General features: G+C 57.7%; 10 protein-coding genes. 5 read left to right on the top strand and 5 right to left on the bottom strand.

Translation table 11 applies throughout. The features are described from left to right. Nucleotides 1-27: 27 nt before the first annotated feature. Nucleotides 28-1,179 carry a MexC family multidrug efflux RND transporter periplasmic adaptor subunit gene (locus tag DNK59_RS22715; protein WP_110724705.1) on the bottom strand — a complete coding sequence of 384 codons (1,152 nt, stop codon included), beginning with the start codon at nucleotides 1,177-1,179 and terminating at the stop codon, nucleotides 28-30. A gap of 123 nt (nucleotides 1,180-1,302) precedes the next feature. Between DNK59_RS22715 and DNK59_RS22710 the strand changes: the two genes are divergently transcribed. The 4 genes from DNK59_RS22710 to DNK59_RS22695 all read left to right on the top strand — a co-directional run bounded on the left by DNK59_RS22710 (nucleotide 1,303) and on the right by DNK59_RS22695 (nucleotide 7,005). Continuing rightward, the gene (locus DNK59_RS22710; RefSeq protein ID WP_110724704.1) at nucleotides 1,303-1,908 is read left to right on the top strand and encodes a TetR/AcrR family transcriptional regulator; all 606 of its coding nucleotides are present in this window, start codon (nucleotides 1,303-1,305) and stop codon (nucleotides 1,906-1,908) included. A gap of 25 nt (nucleotides 1,909-1,933) precedes the next feature. Then, nucleotides 1,934-2,572 carry a paraquat-inducible protein A gene (locus tag DNK59_RS22705; RefSeq protein WP_110724703.1) on the top strand — a complete coding sequence of 213 codons (639 nt, stop codon included), beginning with the start codon at nucleotides 1,934-1,936 and terminating at the stop codon, nucleotides 2,570-2,572. Nucleotides 2,573-2,791: 219 nt separating this feature from the next. Beyond that, complete coding sequence (locus DNK59_RS22700) at nucleotides 2,792-3,883, top strand: efflux RND transporter periplasmic adaptor subunit (protein ID WP_110724702.1); 1,092 nt, start codon at nucleotides 2,792-2,794, stop codon at nucleotides 3,881-3,883. Beyond that, nucleotides 3,880-7,005, top strand: coding sequence for an efflux RND transporter permease subunit (locus DNK59_RS22695; RefSeq protein ID WP_110724701.1), 3,126 nt, complete (start codon nucleotides 3,880-3,882; stop codon nucleotides 7,003-7,005). Before DNK59_RS22700 ends, DNK59_RS22695 begins: the two co-directional genes overlap by 4 nt. Nucleotides 7,006-7,275: 270 nt before the next feature. Here DNK59_RS22695 and DNK59_RS22690 read toward each other — a convergent pair whose 3' ends face one another. Next, the gene (locus tag DNK59_RS22690; protein ID WP_110724700.1) at nucleotides 7,276-8,709 is read right to left on the bottom strand and encodes a TolC family outer membrane protein; all 1,434 of its coding nucleotides are present in this window, start codon (nucleotides 8,707-8,709) and stop codon (nucleotides 7,276-7,278) included. Nucleotides 8,710-9,009: 300 nt separating this feature from the next. Continuing rightward, nucleotides 9,010-9,897: a phytanoyl-CoA dioxygenase family protein gene (locus DNK59_RS22685; RefSeq protein WP_092314931.1), complete on the bottom strand. Its 888-nt coding sequence runs from the start codon at nucleotides 9,895-9,897 to the stop codon at nucleotides 9,010-9,012. Nucleotides 9,898-10,326: 429 nt separating this feature from the next. On the opposite strand from DNK59_RS22685, the gene DNK59_RS22680 reads away from it, so the two are divergent. Next, nucleotides 10,327-10,908 (top strand): TetR/AcrR family transcriptional regulator, encoded by a 582-nt coding sequence (locus tag DNK59_RS22680; RefSeq protein WP_110724699.1) that lies wholly within the window; start codon nucleotides 10,327-10,329, stop codon nucleotides 10,906-10,908. Nucleotides 10,909-11,298: 390 nt separating this feature from the next. Here the strand turns inward: DNK59_RS22680 and DNK59_RS22670 are convergent, their stop codons facing one another. Then, nucleotides 11,299-12,804: a sensor domain-containing diguanylate cyclase gene (locus DNK59_RS22670; RefSeq protein ID WP_158288760.1), complete on the bottom strand. Its 1,506-nt coding sequence runs from the start codon at nucleotides 12,802-12,804 to the stop codon at nucleotides 11,299-11,301. Between the two features lie 296 nt (nucleotides 12,805-13,100). Further along, nucleotides 13,101-15,146, bottom strand: coding sequence for a PQQ-binding-like beta-propeller repeat protein (locus DNK59_RS22665; RefSeq protein WP_158288759.1), 2,046 nt, complete (start codon nucleotides 15,144-15,146; stop codon nucleotides 13,101-13,103). Nucleotides 15,147-15,217: the final 71 nt, after the last annotated feature.

Here is a 15,217-nt window from a genome sequence, read left to right as displayed (position 1 = left end):
CGATAAATCCTCGCGGCAATTACGCCCTTACTTCTGCGGCTCTGAGGGTGTGGCAGCGACACTCTTGGGCTCGACCTTGGCTCCAGGCTGCAGGCCAGCCAAGCCACTAGTGATCACCCGGTCACCGGCTTTCAAGCCATCGCGAATCTGCCAGCGTGCTCCCTGCATGACACCGGTCTGCACTTGACGTGACTGAGCACGGCCGTCGTCGCCCATCAACAACACGAAGGCACTGCCATCCGGGCTACGTTGCACAGCCCGCTGCGGCACTAAAACCGCCTGGCTATCGGTCCCCTGTGGAGTGCTGACACGTACATACATGCCAGGCAGCAGATTACCGTCGCGGTTATCAAACTGACCGCGTAGAGTCACTTGCCCCGTACCAGGGTCCACCGCAACATCCGTGAAAAGCAGCTTCCCCCTGCGCTCATACGAAGTGCCTTCAATTCTTACAGACAGGCTCTGCTGCGAATCAGTGGCCAAGGTCCCATTTTTGAGGGCTTCACGTAGACGCAACGCATCGGCGGCGGTCTGGGTGAAATCGGCGTAGATCGGGTCCAGTTGCTGGATGCGCGCCATCAGGGTCGCTTCGCCCTGGCCAACCAGAGCGCCTTCAGTCACCAGCGCACGTCCTACTCGGCCAGAGATCGGCGCGATGACCGAGGTGTACCCCAGGTTCAGGCGCGCGGTTTCCAGGTCGGCCTGGGCCGAACGGATCGCTGCTTGGGCGCTGAGCAAGTCGGCACTGGCCTTGTCGTAATCCTGCTGGCTGACCGCTTCGATCTTCACCAGCGTCTCATAGCGTTTGACCCGTGCCTGGGCTTCCTTCATTCCGGCCTGGGCCCGGGCCAGGTCGCCCTCGGCACGGGACACCGCTGCCTTGAGCGGTGCGGGATCGATCTGGAACAACAGATCGCCGGCCTTGACGTCGGCACCTTCCTCGAAGCGCTTCTTCAGCACGATGCCCGCCACCCGTGCCCGCACCTCGGCTACACGCATTGGCTCAACTCGCCCCGGCAATTCCGAAACAAGTGCTAAGGGCTCGCTTACCACCGCCAGCACTTCCACAGGACGCGCCGTTTCCACGACAGGGCTCTGCTCGCTCGCCGGACCACACCCTGCCAATGCGATGGCGACTGCCAATGCCCCTGCCGTTCTTACTGCACGAAAATTGCCCATGACTCACCTAAGGCTTGATTGAAAACGGCCGGGATGGTACTTTTCAATCCGCTTTGAGTCAATAATGATTCATATGATCAAAATAAGATCCAGCCTTCACCCTTCCGGAAACCAATCGGCCCTATGCAAGCATCTGGAAAGTTCACTCAAGAAAGGGCAACTCCCCTGTCCCCACAGGAGGAGCGCCTGTTACGTCTGCTAACCACTGCGATAGTTCATCACCCAAGAGCTTCCATGCTCGAACTGGCACAGCTAGTTGGGGTGAGCAGAGCCACGCTGCATCGCTTCTGTGGCACGCGGGACAACCTTCTGCAAAAACTAGAAGGCCGTGCCAAGGAAGTACTTACGAAGATCATCGGCAATGCTCGTTTGCAGCAAGATGAGTTTCTCTCTGCCCTTGAGCGCTTAATCAGTGAGCACTTGGCACACCGCGAACTGCTAGCATTTTTAGTCGCCCAATACCGGCCTGATTTCCTCGATGAAAGTCCTAACGCCGCGCCTTGGAACTTCTACTTGCATGCTTTGGATATTTTCTTTCTCCGCGGTCAGCAGCAAGGCGTACTACGTATTGATATCACCGCGTCGATTCTTACCGAAATGTTCATCAGTCTGGTGTATGGCATGGTCGATTCTGAGCAACGTGGTCGCGCAGCCAGCGCCAATACCGCCCATATCCTGCCGCAAATATTCCTCTACGGTGCAAGCTCTCATATTCGAACGGAAACCTAGACCAGGCTCCCGCAGGCCCCATTAAATGCCTAATACCAAACTCAATAATCTGGCCGCCCTGCCCTTGGAGGCATTGGTTGCTTGCCATGAGTGCGATCTGTTGATGCGCCGTGAACCGCTGGAAGCCGGCGAAAAAAGCTGCTGCCCACGTTGCGGCTTCGAACTGGCCGTGCATCACCAGCAATGGCAACGCCGCTGTTTCGCATTGGTGCTCACTGCCCTGCTGCTCTACATTCCGGCCAATTTCTTGCCGATCATGCACCTCACTCTGCTCGGCCAAACCCGCAGCGAAACGGTCTGGAGTGGTGTGTTCGGGTTGTTTGAAAGCGGCATGCAAGGGGTCGCAGTAGTGGTGCTGCTCAGCAGCATGGCGATTCCGCTGCTCAAGCTGCTGAGCCAGTTACTGGTGTTGTTGAGCCTGCGGTTCAAGGTGGCGCGCCGCGCCGGCATGTTGCTCTACCGCAGTTATCACCATCTGCGTGAATGGGGCATGCTCGAGGTCTACCTGTTCGGAATTCTGGTATCCATTGTCAAGCTGATCGACATCGCCGATCTGAGCCTGGGCGTCGGCTTGGCCTGCTTCGTCGCTCTTCTGCTGACCCAGATTTGGTTGGAAATGAGTATGCCAGCACACCAAGTTTGGGAAGCACTGTCAGATGAATAATCTCATCCCTCAATTTTTCTACTAGGTTTGCTATGAGCTATTTGAAACTCAGTCGGAACGTTTCAATTTTATAAACACTCTCCGCGATGCTTCGATCATTGCTTAGAATTTTTATTGTTTACTTCGCCGCTAGCAACTTTAACCCTGTAATAAGAAGTGCTTCTACTGAAAGGCGAACACATTGACTTGCGTGTGCTATTTGATCGAGGGAAATATAAAATGAAAGTGCTTATGGCGTTACGGATATGCGGCTGTATTTTCGGCTTAAGCCTATTCCTTACTGGCTGCCAAGAGGAGAAGCGATTGGAAGAGGCGCCACGCCCCGTCCGAGTAGTTATCGCAGAGCCTGCCGTTATTGGCGAAGAAGTTGCGCAAACAGGGGAGATTCGCGCACACATCGAAACCGATCTCGCCTTTCGTATCCCCGGTCGCATTGCGACTCGTAGCGTAGATGTAGGGGCCAATGTTGCCAAAGGCCAAGTTCTAGCAGTCCTCGATCCAAACGATGTGCAAAATGAGGTACGGATTGCCGAAGCCGAAGTGCGCAGTGCAGAAGCGGCAGAAGAGTTTGCCAGGTCCGGACTTGAGCGACAGCGCATGCTCTTCGATAAGCAGTTCGTGGCCCGTGCCCGGGTGGATGAGGCAGCGGCCAACTGGCGAGCAGCCAACGCTCGGCTCAATGTTGCGAAGACTGGGCTGCTGACTGCACGCAACAAGTTGAGCTACACCGAGTTACGTGCACCCGACGCCGCAATCGTGAGTGCAGTGATGGTCAATACTGGCCAAGTGATCGATGCCGGTCAGCTGGCGTTCAAGCTCGCCTCGACACAGGAGCGTGACGCAGTCTTCAACGTCTCTGAGCGCCTCTACACCTCAGTGGTCTCTGACGTAAAAGTCGAAGTTGCGCTTGTGTCAGATCCCAAGATCAAGGTCATTGGCTCCATTCGTGATGTCAGCCCAACCGCAGATGCCGCCACCCGTACCTATCGGGTGCGCATTGCGCTGCCGCAAACCCCACCGGCCATGACCTTGGGGGCTACCGTGACAGGCCGTCTGCTATTGCCTGGCAAAGCCTTATTCACTCTCCCCGCCTCGTCCTTGACCAGTGAGGATGGCAAGCCGGCAGTCTTCATCGTGCAGCCTTCCGATCACACGCTTGTCCGTAAACCCGTCGTTGTCACACGCTTTACAGCGACACAGGCACTGGTCGAGTCCGGATTGACCGAAGGCGATGCCGTGGTAACAGCTGGGGTCAGCAAACTCCGGACAGGGCAGAAAGTTGTCTACGATGCCGCCGAGGTGAGCCAATGAAGTCGAACGCAACACCTCCAGAAGATCAGCGCGGGTTCAACTTGTCCGCCTGGTCGATCGGCCAGATGCCACTGATGTTCTTTCTCATGCTGGTGACCCTAGTCGGGGGCGCGATCAGCTATTCCAAGCTGAGTCGCAACGAAGACCCAGCTTTCACCATCAAGACGATGGTCGTATCGGCACGATGGCCTGGGGCTACCATCGATGACACAACAAAACTGTTGACTGACCGTCTCGAGAAAAAACTTGAAGAGACTCCTTACCTCGACAGGCTAGATAGTTATACGCGCCCGGGCGAGACCGTGATCATGGTCAACCTGCGCGATGATGCTCCGGCAGGAATAGTCCCTGATGCCTGGTATCAGGTTCGCAAGAAGATGGCCGATGTCAGCGCCACGCTGCCAAGTGGCGTGCAGGGCCCCTTCTTCGATGACGAATTCGGTGACACCTATGGACAGATCTTCGGCTTCACCGCCGAGGGTTTCTCCGACCGTGAACTGCGTGACTACCTCGAAGGTGTGCGTGCGGAGCTGCTACGGATTCCTGGAATCGGCAAGGTTCAATTGCTAGGGGTCCAGGAAGAGCAGATCGTCATCGAGTTCTCCCCTGGCCGGCTTGCAGCCTTTGGACTTGATGAAGAGGCCGTCTTGCGAGCCTTGAAAGCACAGAACGCGGTTATACCGTCTGGCACGGTGCGACTAGCCGAAGACAAGATAGCACTGCGCGTCAGTGGCGGTTTCGCCTCAGAGGAAAGCTTGCGCAACGTTACGCTGCGAGCCAACGATCGTTTCGTACCGCTCACCGAACTCGCGGCTATCCGGCGCATTGCTGCCGACCCACCCGCGCCACTGTTCCGAGTCAATGGCGAAAAAGCCCTCGGCCTTGCCATCTCGATGGCCTCGGGCGGCAACCTGCTCAATTTCGGCGAAGCGGTTCGCGCCCGCATGGATGAGGTCAAGGCATCCCTGCCCCACGGTATCGAGATGATCCAGGTCGCTGACCAGTCGACAGTCGTGAAGCAGGCTGTCAGTGGTTTTCTGACGGTCCTCGCCGAAGCGGTGGCGATCGTACTGGCCGTATCGTTTGTCTCGCTCGGTGTTCGCGCGGGCTTGGTGGTCAGCCTCTCGATCCCCCTGGTTCTGGCCATGACTTTCATCGGCATGGAACTGACGGGCATAGGCCTGCAACGCATCTCGCTGGGCGCGCTGATCATCGCCCTCGGCCTGCTGGTGGATGACGCGATGATCACCGTCGAGGCCATGGTCGGCAAACTCGAAGAGGGCTGGAACCTGAAGCGGGCCGCGAGCTTCGCCTACGAGTCAACCGCCTTCCCGATGCTGACAGGCACCCTGGTGATGATCGCCGGGTTCATCCCGGTGGGGTTCGCCGCTTCGAGCGCGGGTGAATACTGCTACTCGATGTTCATGGTTGTACTGATCTCGCTGTCGGCTTCCTGGGTGGTCGCGGTACTGTTCTCACCCTTGCTCGGAACCCTGATCCTGCCCAAGTCGATGCCCCATCACGGGCATGCCGGCGGGCGCCTGATGAACACCTACGAGCGGGTGCTGGCCTGGGCCCTCAAGCATCGGGCGCTGACCCTGAGTCTTGCCGGCGCGGCATTCGTGGCGTCGCTCGGCGGGGCAAGCTACCTCGAACAGCAGTTCTTCCCGCCCTCCGACCGCCCTGAGCTGCTAGTCAGCCTGACGTTGCCGCAGAATGCCTCGCTGGATGCAACCATACGCCAGGCCTCGAAACTCGAGGAGTTGCTGAAGAACGACCCGGATGTCGAGCGCTTCTCCACTTACATCGGCTCCGGCGCCATTCGCTTCTATCTGCCCATGGAGGTGCTGCTGGAGAACGAGAACGTCACCCAGACAGTCGTGGTAGCCAAGGGGGTCAAGCAGCGTGATGCGTTGCAGGCCAGGCTGGCTGAGGTATTCAAGACCCAATTCTCCGGGCTTATCGCGCGTGCGACACCGCTGGAACTGGGCCCTCCGGTAGGCTGGCCACTCAAGTACCGCGTCACCGGCCCCGATCAGGACAAGGTTCGTGATACCGCTGCGCGCCTGGCCAATGTGATCTCCGCCAACCACGACACCCGAGAGGTGCATTTGCTGTCCGGCGAGCCACAACGCAGCGTCCGGGTCGAAGTCGACCAGACTCAGGCGCGTGCATTGGGGCTTTCCTCGGAAGACATCGCCAGCGCCATGGCAACGATCTTTTCCGGCTCGGCGGTCACCACGGTACGCGACCGGGAGCGGCTCATCGATGTGGTGGTCCGCGCACAGCTCGGCGAGCGCACTAACTTGGCAACCCTTGCCAATCTCCAGCTGCGCACGGCCGACGGTCATAGCGTTCCCTTGACGCAGATCGCCAAGCTCAGTTTCGGCGTGGAAGACCCAATCGTCTGGCGCCGCCAGCGCCTGCCCCTGATCACCGTACAGGGCGACGTTCGCGAAGGACTCGAGGCGGCTACCGTGGTCAAGGCACTGGCGCCCGCCGTGTCACGGTTCTCTGCCGAACTGCCCAAGGGCTACAAGGTTGAAGTCGGCGGCGCGGTCGAGGAAGCGGCCAAGGGCAGCAAATCTCTCGCCGCCGTGCTGCCGCTCACGGCACTGGTGATGTGCGTGCTGTTGATGGTGCAACTGCGCAGTTTCTCGCGCATGTTCCTGGCCTTGGCGATGGCTCCGTTCGGGCTCATCGGTGTGGTTCTGGCAATGTTGCCGACGGCGACGCCCATGGGCTTTGTCGCGCAGTTGGGGGTGATCGCCCTGGTTGGCATGATCGTGCGCAACGCGATCATCCTGATCGAGGAGGTCGACATCAATATGAAGCTCGGCCAATCACCCTCCGAGGCCATAGCGCACGCCTCGATGCACCGGGCGCGGCCGATTCTGCTGACGGCCTGTGCCGCCATCCTCGGCATGATCCCGATTGCACCGCAGATATTCTGGGGGCCCATGGCCTATGCGGTGATTGGCGGGCTGGCGGTTGCTACGATAGTGACCCTGACAGTCCTGCCTTGTGGCATTTCCCTGCTGCTTCAATGGGAAAACCGACCAAGGCATCCACAAGAGCCTTCCTCGGATCAGGCCTATAAAGGACCTGCAATCGGCGCATAAAGATTCGCTGGGTCGATAATGAGCATCGCATTGCCTTGATGAGGCAATGCGATGAATATCCCACCTACAGCCGCTCTAACATGCCTGAGCATCATTGGGATGTACGTTCTTGGATCGCTGGATTTATAGAGTCTGGAGGTATATCCGAAAGCGCAAGGGTAGACATTGGTCACACCTGAACCAAAACTGCATTTCGGACAAAACCTGCTCTTGTCCAGAACTAGCTGGACTCAAGGGGGGCAGTATTTCGATAAACTTTTGCAAATCAGCTCATGGGCGACTGCCAAAGTTCTTCTTGGCCTCCACTGCCAAGTCCGGCGGCAGAAAATCCTTGTCCGGATTATAATTAACCTTCAGATACCGCCCCAAGTCCCGCAGATCCTGCGGGCTCAAGGTGCCTGCCGCTTGTTTTAAACGCAAGTTGTCTAATATGTAGTCGTAGCGACTATTGTTATAATCACGTACAGATGCGTACAACTGGCGCTGAGCATCTAATACGTCAACAATGTTGCGAGTACCCACCTGATAACCAACTTCGGTTGCCTCCAAAGCACTCTGATTAGACACTATGGACTGTTTGCGCGCCTGAATCTGCTCGACATCAGTATTCACTGCACGATGCAGATTACGAGTACTCTCTACTACCTGACGGCGCAGACTCTCACGCTGCTGTTCGCTCTGTGTCAGCCGCGAGTACGCCTCGCGAACCTGCGAACTAGTGAGGCCGCCACTGTAGATCGGAATATTCAGTTGTAAGCCAACACTAGTCTGCTCAACATCTCCACCATAACGTGCTCCAGTCTGCGCAGGGTTAGTAAAGCCAAGACTGTCATTATCGCCTTTCTGATACTTAACTACTGCGTCAAGGGTTGGTGCGTGCCCAGCCTTTCGCTGTCGCACAGTCTCTTCGGCGGCTGTCACAGCATGGTTGCTAGCTAGCAGGTTAAGGTTCTGGCGTCCCGCAGCTTCGACCCAAGCCTTGGCATCGTTGGGGGTCGGCACCTGCACCGGGAGAGTATGAACAACACCCTGAATTGCAGTGTACTGGCGATTGGTTAGAGTAACTAAGGCTTCAAACGCATCTTGCACCTCACGCTCAGCAACAATTCGGTTGGCTCGTGCCGTGTCGTAACTGGCCTGTGATTGCAAGACATCCGTCTTATCCGAGAGGCCAACCTCAAAACGCTCATTGGATTGTTCCAATTGATGTTTGAATGCCGACTCTTCAGCCTTGGTTGAAGCAAGATTATCTTGTGCACGTAGCACCGCGAAGTAGTTCTCTGCGGTTTGTCGAATCAAGCCTTGCTCAGTGGCCGAGAGTTGCAGGGCAGCCTGCTCATTGACCGCCTCTGCGGCCTGTAGCTGAAACCAGCGATCAGCACGAAAAATCGGCTGCGCTAAGGTAGCACTCCAAACATTACCACTACGATTGGAAGTAACCGAAGGCTCATCAAGCTTAGTACGGGTATTCATCATCTCGGCGCCAGCCGAAAGATTGGGCAGCAGCCCGGCGCGAGCCTGAGGCACGACTTCGCGGCGAGCACTGTAGTCGGCACGAGCAACCGCCAAATCTGCATTGTTATCGACCGCTTCCTGGTAGACGCTGATGAGGTCGTTATTGACTGTTGTGGATGTATCAGCAGCGCACGCAGCACTACTGAATATATAAGAAGCAGCCACAATCACTGAGTGTTTGCGCAACATGGAACTACCCTTGGTTATATTGATTCACTGTATTGTCAGTAATTGACTCAAGAACCGCCCGACGTCAAAGCGATGACGAGGCGCGTTCGGTGTGCTTCAACACTGTGCAATTTGTAGTTTTTAGACTGGTAAAGGGAAACCAAAAAAAATCCGCCCCGAGAGGCGGTAAAGAAGCAGGCCTTCGGCCTGACACGGAGTAACTTCAGATCAAAACATGCAGAAAAACGGTAACTGTCCTTCGCCAAACATTCATTCACATGGCTCCCAGAGTAGGGGCTGCTTCCTGACGGCTCAGGATCGTCAGAACCCTTTTCCCGGCTCAGAGAACTCGGGCATGCCCAGTAGCTCGTGCGGGTCTCGCATCAGGCCATCGACTTCTACCCAGCCCAGCAACGTGGAGCTGACACTCCAACCCAGCAGGCGTTGCATCTCTGCCGGAAGCTGGCGAACGCGTTCAATGGGAAGGGAAAGGAAGTGATTCTCTTCGAGGCGCAAGACGGCCAGGTCGTAGGCCATGGTCAGGCCAGTACGAGGAGTCGAGGAGGTATTGGCGCCACCGCCGTGATAGACCGACCCCATCCATAGCAGCGCGGAGCCTGCCTTCATTTCAGCGGCAACGGTCTGCTCCTGGGTCGGCATGCGCTCGTCATCCCATTGATGACTACCGGGAATGACGCGTGTTGCCCCGTTCTCTTCGGTGAAATCAGAGATGGCCAGCATGAGTTGCAGGCGGGCTTCACGTCCGTACTGGGGATGCCTCCACAGCGAAGTAGCATCATCACGGTGCAGGGGCTGCAAGCCTTGGCCTGGCCCGATCTGGATGGCTTGGGTAATGCTGAGTTGAATGTCAGGCTCGATCTCGACTCGGTCGCTACCCACCCAGACATGGGTAGGTGTCTGCAGGATCTTCCTGGCCGCCCCAATGAACAGCGGGTTCAATGCCACATCCACGGCCGTGTCGCTTCGCCCGATGATACGGCCGACACGTCGGGTTTGCGTGCCTGCGAAATAGGGATCCACTCCGCAAGGCGTGACATTCAAGTAGGCATCCAATTCTTCAGCGAGGGACTTCAACGTCGAGGGCGAGACAAAATCGGAAATGATGACCCCGCCGTCACGCAGGATGATCTCCACCACCTGTTCGACCGATGCATCGCTGCTGACAGTCGAGAGTTTTCGTGTATCCATCTGCTTTCTACCTGTCTGGTTTAGTCATTGTTCTATCCAGTGAGTCGGTTCAGCCTGACTCACCCCACCCGTTGCCTGTCACCGCAACGCCCTCTTGCTTTCACTCTCAGCGAGAGCACGTTATGATCACTGAGCCTGATCAAATGATCAAGTCAGATGATTGTTATTGCTTTGTCTTTCCACCACCACCGTTAGAACCATGAAATCCGTTGCACCCGCTGGCGTTCGCTGACTGGCGGCATCACGTTCATAGCGGACCAGTGCCCTGCCCTGTCACGCGTGTCTCCTTGACGATAAGCACGCACGGACTTTCGTCATCCCGATTGCATCGACTCACCTCATGGATTGGGGAGTGACCTTGCGATAGGATTCGTCGCCGTCAAGGCTGGATCGAAGGTTGGCGGCAATACCGATAAGGGAGAACGCTCAATGGCTCGGATAGGCGCTGAAGAGCGCAAACAGGATTTTATTGAAGCCACCATCAAGGTGATCGCGGAGTACGGCATAGCCGACGCCACGACGCGGCGGATCGCAGCCGCGGCGGATTCTCCGCTGGCCTCACTGCACTATGTCTTCCACACCAAGGACGAATTGTTCTGTGCGGTCTACGAATCCTTGATCAACATGCCGCAGCAATCACTGCAGTACGTTCCGACAGGCGCTACGCCAGCGGAATCGATTGGGGAAATGTTGCGCCAACTGGTCAAGTGGTTCACCTTGCACCCCGAGCGGGCTACCACACAGTTCGAACTCTTCTTCTGGAGCCTGCGCAACAATCCGGAAATGGCGGCTAGGATTTATGCCGTTTCCATCGAAGCGACCCACCAGGTCATTCGAAAGATCAGCGGCGATGCGCTGGATCAGGGCGCGTTAACCAGCATCAGTCGCCTGTTCATCAGTCTCTTCGATGGCTTGCTGCTCGCCTGGTCTGCCCATGGTGACCTCGAGCGCTTGGAGACCGAGACTGAAACAGCCTGCCAAGCAGTGAAACTGCTGGTCAACAGCTACTAAAACACTATCCGGATGCGCCGTGCTCTTATGGCACGGCTATCCGTGCATCTGGATGTTTTTACAAAACCGGCAGGCTGGCGCACCTTGTCGCGCAAGCCTCTGTCGATCACCGCTATGACGACCGAATTCCCTCTGTAGTGTGGCTATTTCCTCCATTCCCTGGCGGCACATGTGAGAGATGATGCGAACTGAGCGCCATCAGCCACTGCCAACGACTGTCAGCTCATTCATTCGCTCACCTGGTGATATACGAAGCCGGCATTCGTCCCGCCTCCCTGTACCACCGCAAGCTGAATATTCAGATGGGCCATGGCTTCCAGATAACGGGCGTTGTACAGGGGGCCAGTGACAATGGGGGCGAATCCGGCGCTGCCAAAGCCAGTGCCTACATCAGGCGCTGGGCTGCACCCGGGTACGATTGCGTCCTTCGTTCTTGGCCTGATACAGCAACTGGTCGGCCAGGCTGATCCAGTGCTCCAGGGTGGCTTCGCTGTCGATTTGGACCATGCCGATGCTGACAGTCGACGCCAGCTCGCCACCGGGCACCGGCAATCGGTGCTGGCTCCAGAACTCACGCAGGCGTTCCAGCAAGGCCAAGGCCTGCTCGCTAGTGGTCTGTGGCAACAACAGCACGAACTCCTCACCGCCATAACGAGCAAACAGGTCCGTACGCCGCACCTGGCTTTCGCACACGGCACTGAAGGCCCTGAGCGCCTGGTCGCCCACCAGGTGGCCATGGTTGTCGTTGATGCGCTTGAAGTGGTCGATATCCAGCATCGCCAGGCACAGCGCACGTCCCTCACGGCGCCCCTGGGCCAGTTCGAACTGGGCTTGCTCGATAAAGGCTCGGCGATTGAGAACGCCGGTCAAGGCGTCTCGGGCGGCGGTCCGGCGTAGCTCCTGCTCCAGGGATTTGCGCTCGCTGACATCGCGAATCTCCGCCACGTGGGTGCCATCATCGAGGGCCGCGACCGTTAGTTCGGCGGCGAACTGACTGCCGTCGCTGCGCACTGCCACCCGATCCAGCGGCACGCCATCGAAGCGCCTCAGCTGTTGCTGCAGGTCTTCATCGGTTTCGAACAGGTGCTCCAACGGGCGCTCGTGGTAGTAGTCGTTCTGGCAGCTGAACAGACGCTTGAGCATCGGATTGGCATCAACTATCCGGCCGTCGCGGACGATCACCACGGCAGCACTGGTGATGTTCATCAGGCGCTCGAAGCGCATCGCGCTGCTCTGCGCCGCCAGCAGGAAGCGCCGCAGGCTGAGCAGGGTCAGGCCGAACAGGCAGAGGATCCACAACGGATAAACCACGTTGAAGGAAAACGTATCGGCGGCCGACTCGAAGCCCTTCAGGTTCTGGATCTCAAACAGGCTGTCGAGCCAACCCAGGACACCGCTGCCAAGTGCGCTCAAGGCCAGCAAGCCGAACATCAGCGCAGCGAAGATCCGCACGCTGCGCAGCCGACGATCGCCAGGCAGCCATAACAACGCACGACAGGCCAGCCCGCGGACGAAAGCACTGATCAAGGCATACAGGGCAACCACTTCCTCGGTTGCCAGCGGCTCCACCAGCCAGTGCCACAGGAGCCAGGGCATGGCGCTCAGTACGGTGGCCGGTACCAGCCACCAAGGGGCAGGACGACCGAGGAAGCGGAACACGCCGATAACCAGCACCGCCTCCCCCGAGGTCAGCAAACCATGGCTGAACACGGTGTAGGGCAGCGAGGAGGAATGGCCAGGGTCCAGCGCCAGGTAATGGCCCAGCGTCGCCAAGAGTACGCCGAGGGTCCAGAGGCCGGGCCCCGGATAAGGCCGCGAGTAATACCACAGGGCAAGGCAGATGATCGCACTGGCGATCAGGATATTGGTCCCCAGCAACTGGGGGGAAAACAACATGGCATTCATGGCGATGGCGGGTCCGGAAATCGAAGTGGCCGATTACCGTGATGGCGGACAGCCGCCAGTGAAGCCAGGGATACCCAAGGCGGCCGGAGCTTCTCGATGCACGGGGTCAAGGCAGAGCAAGGCCCAGGCGCGATTGTGTCTGCAGGTGCGCCAGGCACTGCCTAGGGTTTTTCTGCCGTGCTCGTCCGAACTTTAGCCCGTTCGTGGAAAAATCCGCCCATTGGTCGCCACACAAGCGGACGCCCCGGCAACGCATATCCCTGTGCGTCGCCGGGGCGTCCGTTGGCTTACTGCGGAGTGTTCCAGCGGGTGCCCTCAACCGGCCCCTTGCCCTCGTGAGCGTCCCAAGCCTGATTGGTCAGGTAGGCAAAAATGGCCTTGAGATGATCATCGGTAAAGTCCGCAAAAGCAGGCATCCCACCGCCGCCTTTGGACAGCGCGCCTTGGCGCACCACCGTCTCGAAGAACTCGTAGTTCGGTGGCGGTGCGTAGATTAGGTTGGGCACCCGTCCGCCGGCCGAGTTGCCGTGCAGGCCATGGCACTCTACACAGCCACTGGCTTCGAACAGCTGCTTGCCAATCGCTGCCGCCTCTTCAGGTTGTCGAGGGGTGACCGGAGCCGCGACTTTTTGCGCTTGTGCAAATGGCGGATATTCTTGCGTGCCGCCCACCTTGAAGGCCAATAGCCGTGGGGGGGTTCTGGCCCTCAAGGCCGAAGCCGCGTCCGAGTTCAGCGAGCCGGTAGCCGCTGCTGTCCCGGTGCCGGTCGCCAGCAGCACGTATTGCTCGCCATCGATCATGACGGTCGACGGGGCGGCCCGTACCGCGCCACCAATTTCATGACTCCACAAGGTCTTGCCCGTGGCATCGTCCAATACCTGGAAACGGCCATCGCCAGTGCCCTGGAAAACCAAGCCGCCGGAGGTATGCAGCAAGCCGCCATTGGTGGGTATTGGCAAGCGCGAGCGCCATTTCACCGCATTCTTGCGCACATCCCAGGCAACGGTTTCACCATAGGTTTCGTACTTGCCATCAGCGGAACGCTGGATGGGCTCGAACGACTGCCCACCCAGAGCAGAATTAGGATCATCCTTGACCAGGGTTGGCTGGGACATCGCCGGAATGAATACGGTCTGATCGTCCGGGTTGAACGCTATGGCTTCCCAGCCATGCGCACCCAGGCCATTGGGAAGTTGCATGTAACTCTTGTTGGAGTTCAGCCAGTACTGGCCTTCGCGCCGCATGATAGGTCGGCCATTGGCATCCAGCCCGGAGGCCCACTCCATCGGCATATAGGCACCGCCGGAAATGAACTGGCCCGTTTTCGCATCCAGTGCATAGGCGAAGCCGCCCTTGGGTACGCTGAGTACCGCCCTCTTGGATTGATCACCTACGGTAATGTTGGCGACCATGATGCCGACGCTGGAGTCATAGTTCCAGGCATCCTGGGGCGTTTGCTTGAAGTGCCACTTGTACTCGCCAGTACTGGCATCCAGGGCCACGATGGAGTTGGTGAAAAGCTCATCGCCGGCATTCTCGCCACGTCTCGAAGGGTCGAAAGGTGCTGGTCCGCCTACCCCGATGTAAAGCTGATTGAGTTCCGGATCATAGGTCATGGCATCCCACGCACTTCCGCAGCCATGAGACTTTGAATACCAGTCCTTGCCCCAGGTTTTGGCCGCGTTCTCATACAGCGCCGATTGAGGCTTGGATGGATCATCAGGCACCGTGTAGAAGCGCCAGCGATGATCTCCGTTCTTCGCGTCAAATGCGTCTACATATCCACGCGTCGTTCCTGTATCGAGACAGGCATTTCCGATAAAGACCAAGCCATTGCCCACGCGTGGCGCAGCGGTGATGGCGTACATGTCTTTCGAGTTGCAAGACGTGACTTCCCATACTTTCTTGCCGGAATGCTGGTCGACGGCGATCAAGCGGCAGTCACCCGAGGCGACAATGACATTGCTGCCGCTCAGTGCCACACCTCGGTTGAAACGACGCCCCCAGTAGCCTGCGAAAGATGAGCCCTGTTGCGCGTTGTCGTCCTTGAAACTCCAGATCAACTTGCCGGTTTTCACCTCATTGGCAATGATCTGGCCGTTGGGCGCGCCTTGAAAAACGATGCCATCCTTGACCAATGGGTTGCCAACCAAGCCATCGCTGACAGGTAACTCCACCCACCAGGCCAGCCCCAGGGAACCGATATTTTCCTTGTTGATCACCTTCAAGTCCGAGGTGTGCTGCATTTCGCTGGAGTTTCCAAGAAACTCCCAGTCCGTATTGGTTTTTTGAGTTGACTGGTCGCCTATTCCGCAACCAGCAAGAGAAAACATCAGTGATGTTAAAATTATAGGCCTCATATTTTCCTCTGTTTTGTCAACACCAAGGCATGAAACAGTCGTTG

The organism is Pseudomonas sp. TKO26 (genome assembly GCF_003225665.1).
In the GTDB taxonomy this organism is placed as follows: Bacteria; Pseudomonadota; Gammaproteobacteria; order Pseudomonadales; family Pseudomonadaceae; genus Aquipseudomonas; species Aquipseudomonas saponiphila.
Note: the sequence above shows the minus strand (reverse complement) of the source record. Positions and strands in the feature narration are given on the sequence as shown.

Bases quoted from the DNA above. Each gene is read 5' to 3' on its own strand.
- DNK59_RS22715 (WP_110724705.1), bottom strand. From the start codon at position 1,179: ATGGGCAATTTTCGTGCAGTAAGAACGGCAGGGGCATTGGCAGTCGCC.
- DNK59_RS22710 (WP_110724704.1), top strand. From the start codon at position 1,303: ATGCAAGCATCTGGAAAGTTCACTCAAGAAAGGGCAACTCCCCTGTCC.
- DNK59_RS22705 (WP_110724703.1), top strand. From the start codon at position 1,934: ATGCCTAATACCAAACTCAATAATCTGGCCGCCCTGCCCTTGGAGGCA.
- DNK59_RS22700 (WP_110724702.1), top strand. From the start codon at position 2,792: ATGAAAGTGCTTATGGCGTTACGGATATGCGGCTGTATTTTCGGCTTA.
- DNK59_RS22695 (WP_110724701.1), top strand. From the start codon at position 3,880: ATGAAGTCGAACGCAACACCTCCAGAAGATCAGCGCGGGTTCAACTTG.
- DNK59_RS22690 (WP_110724700.1), bottom strand. From the start codon at position 8,709: ATGTTGCGCAAACACTCAGTGATTGTGGCTGCTTCTTATATATTCAGT.
- DNK59_RS22685 (WP_092314931.1), bottom strand. From the start codon at position 9,897: ATGGATACACGAAAACTCTCGACTGTCAGCAGCGATGCATCGGTCGAA.
- DNK59_RS22680 (WP_110724699.1), top strand. From the start codon at position 10,327: ATGGCTCGGATAGGCGCTGAAGAGCGCAAACAGGATTTTATTGAAGCC.
- DNK59_RS22670 (WP_158288760.1), bottom strand. From the start codon at position 12,804: ATGTTGTTTTCCCCCCAGTTGCTGGGGACCAATATCCTGATCGCCAGT.
- DNK59_RS22665 (WP_158288759.1), bottom strand. From the start codon at position 15,146: ATGTTTTCTCTTGCTGGTTGCGGAATAGGCGACCAGTCAACTCAAAAA.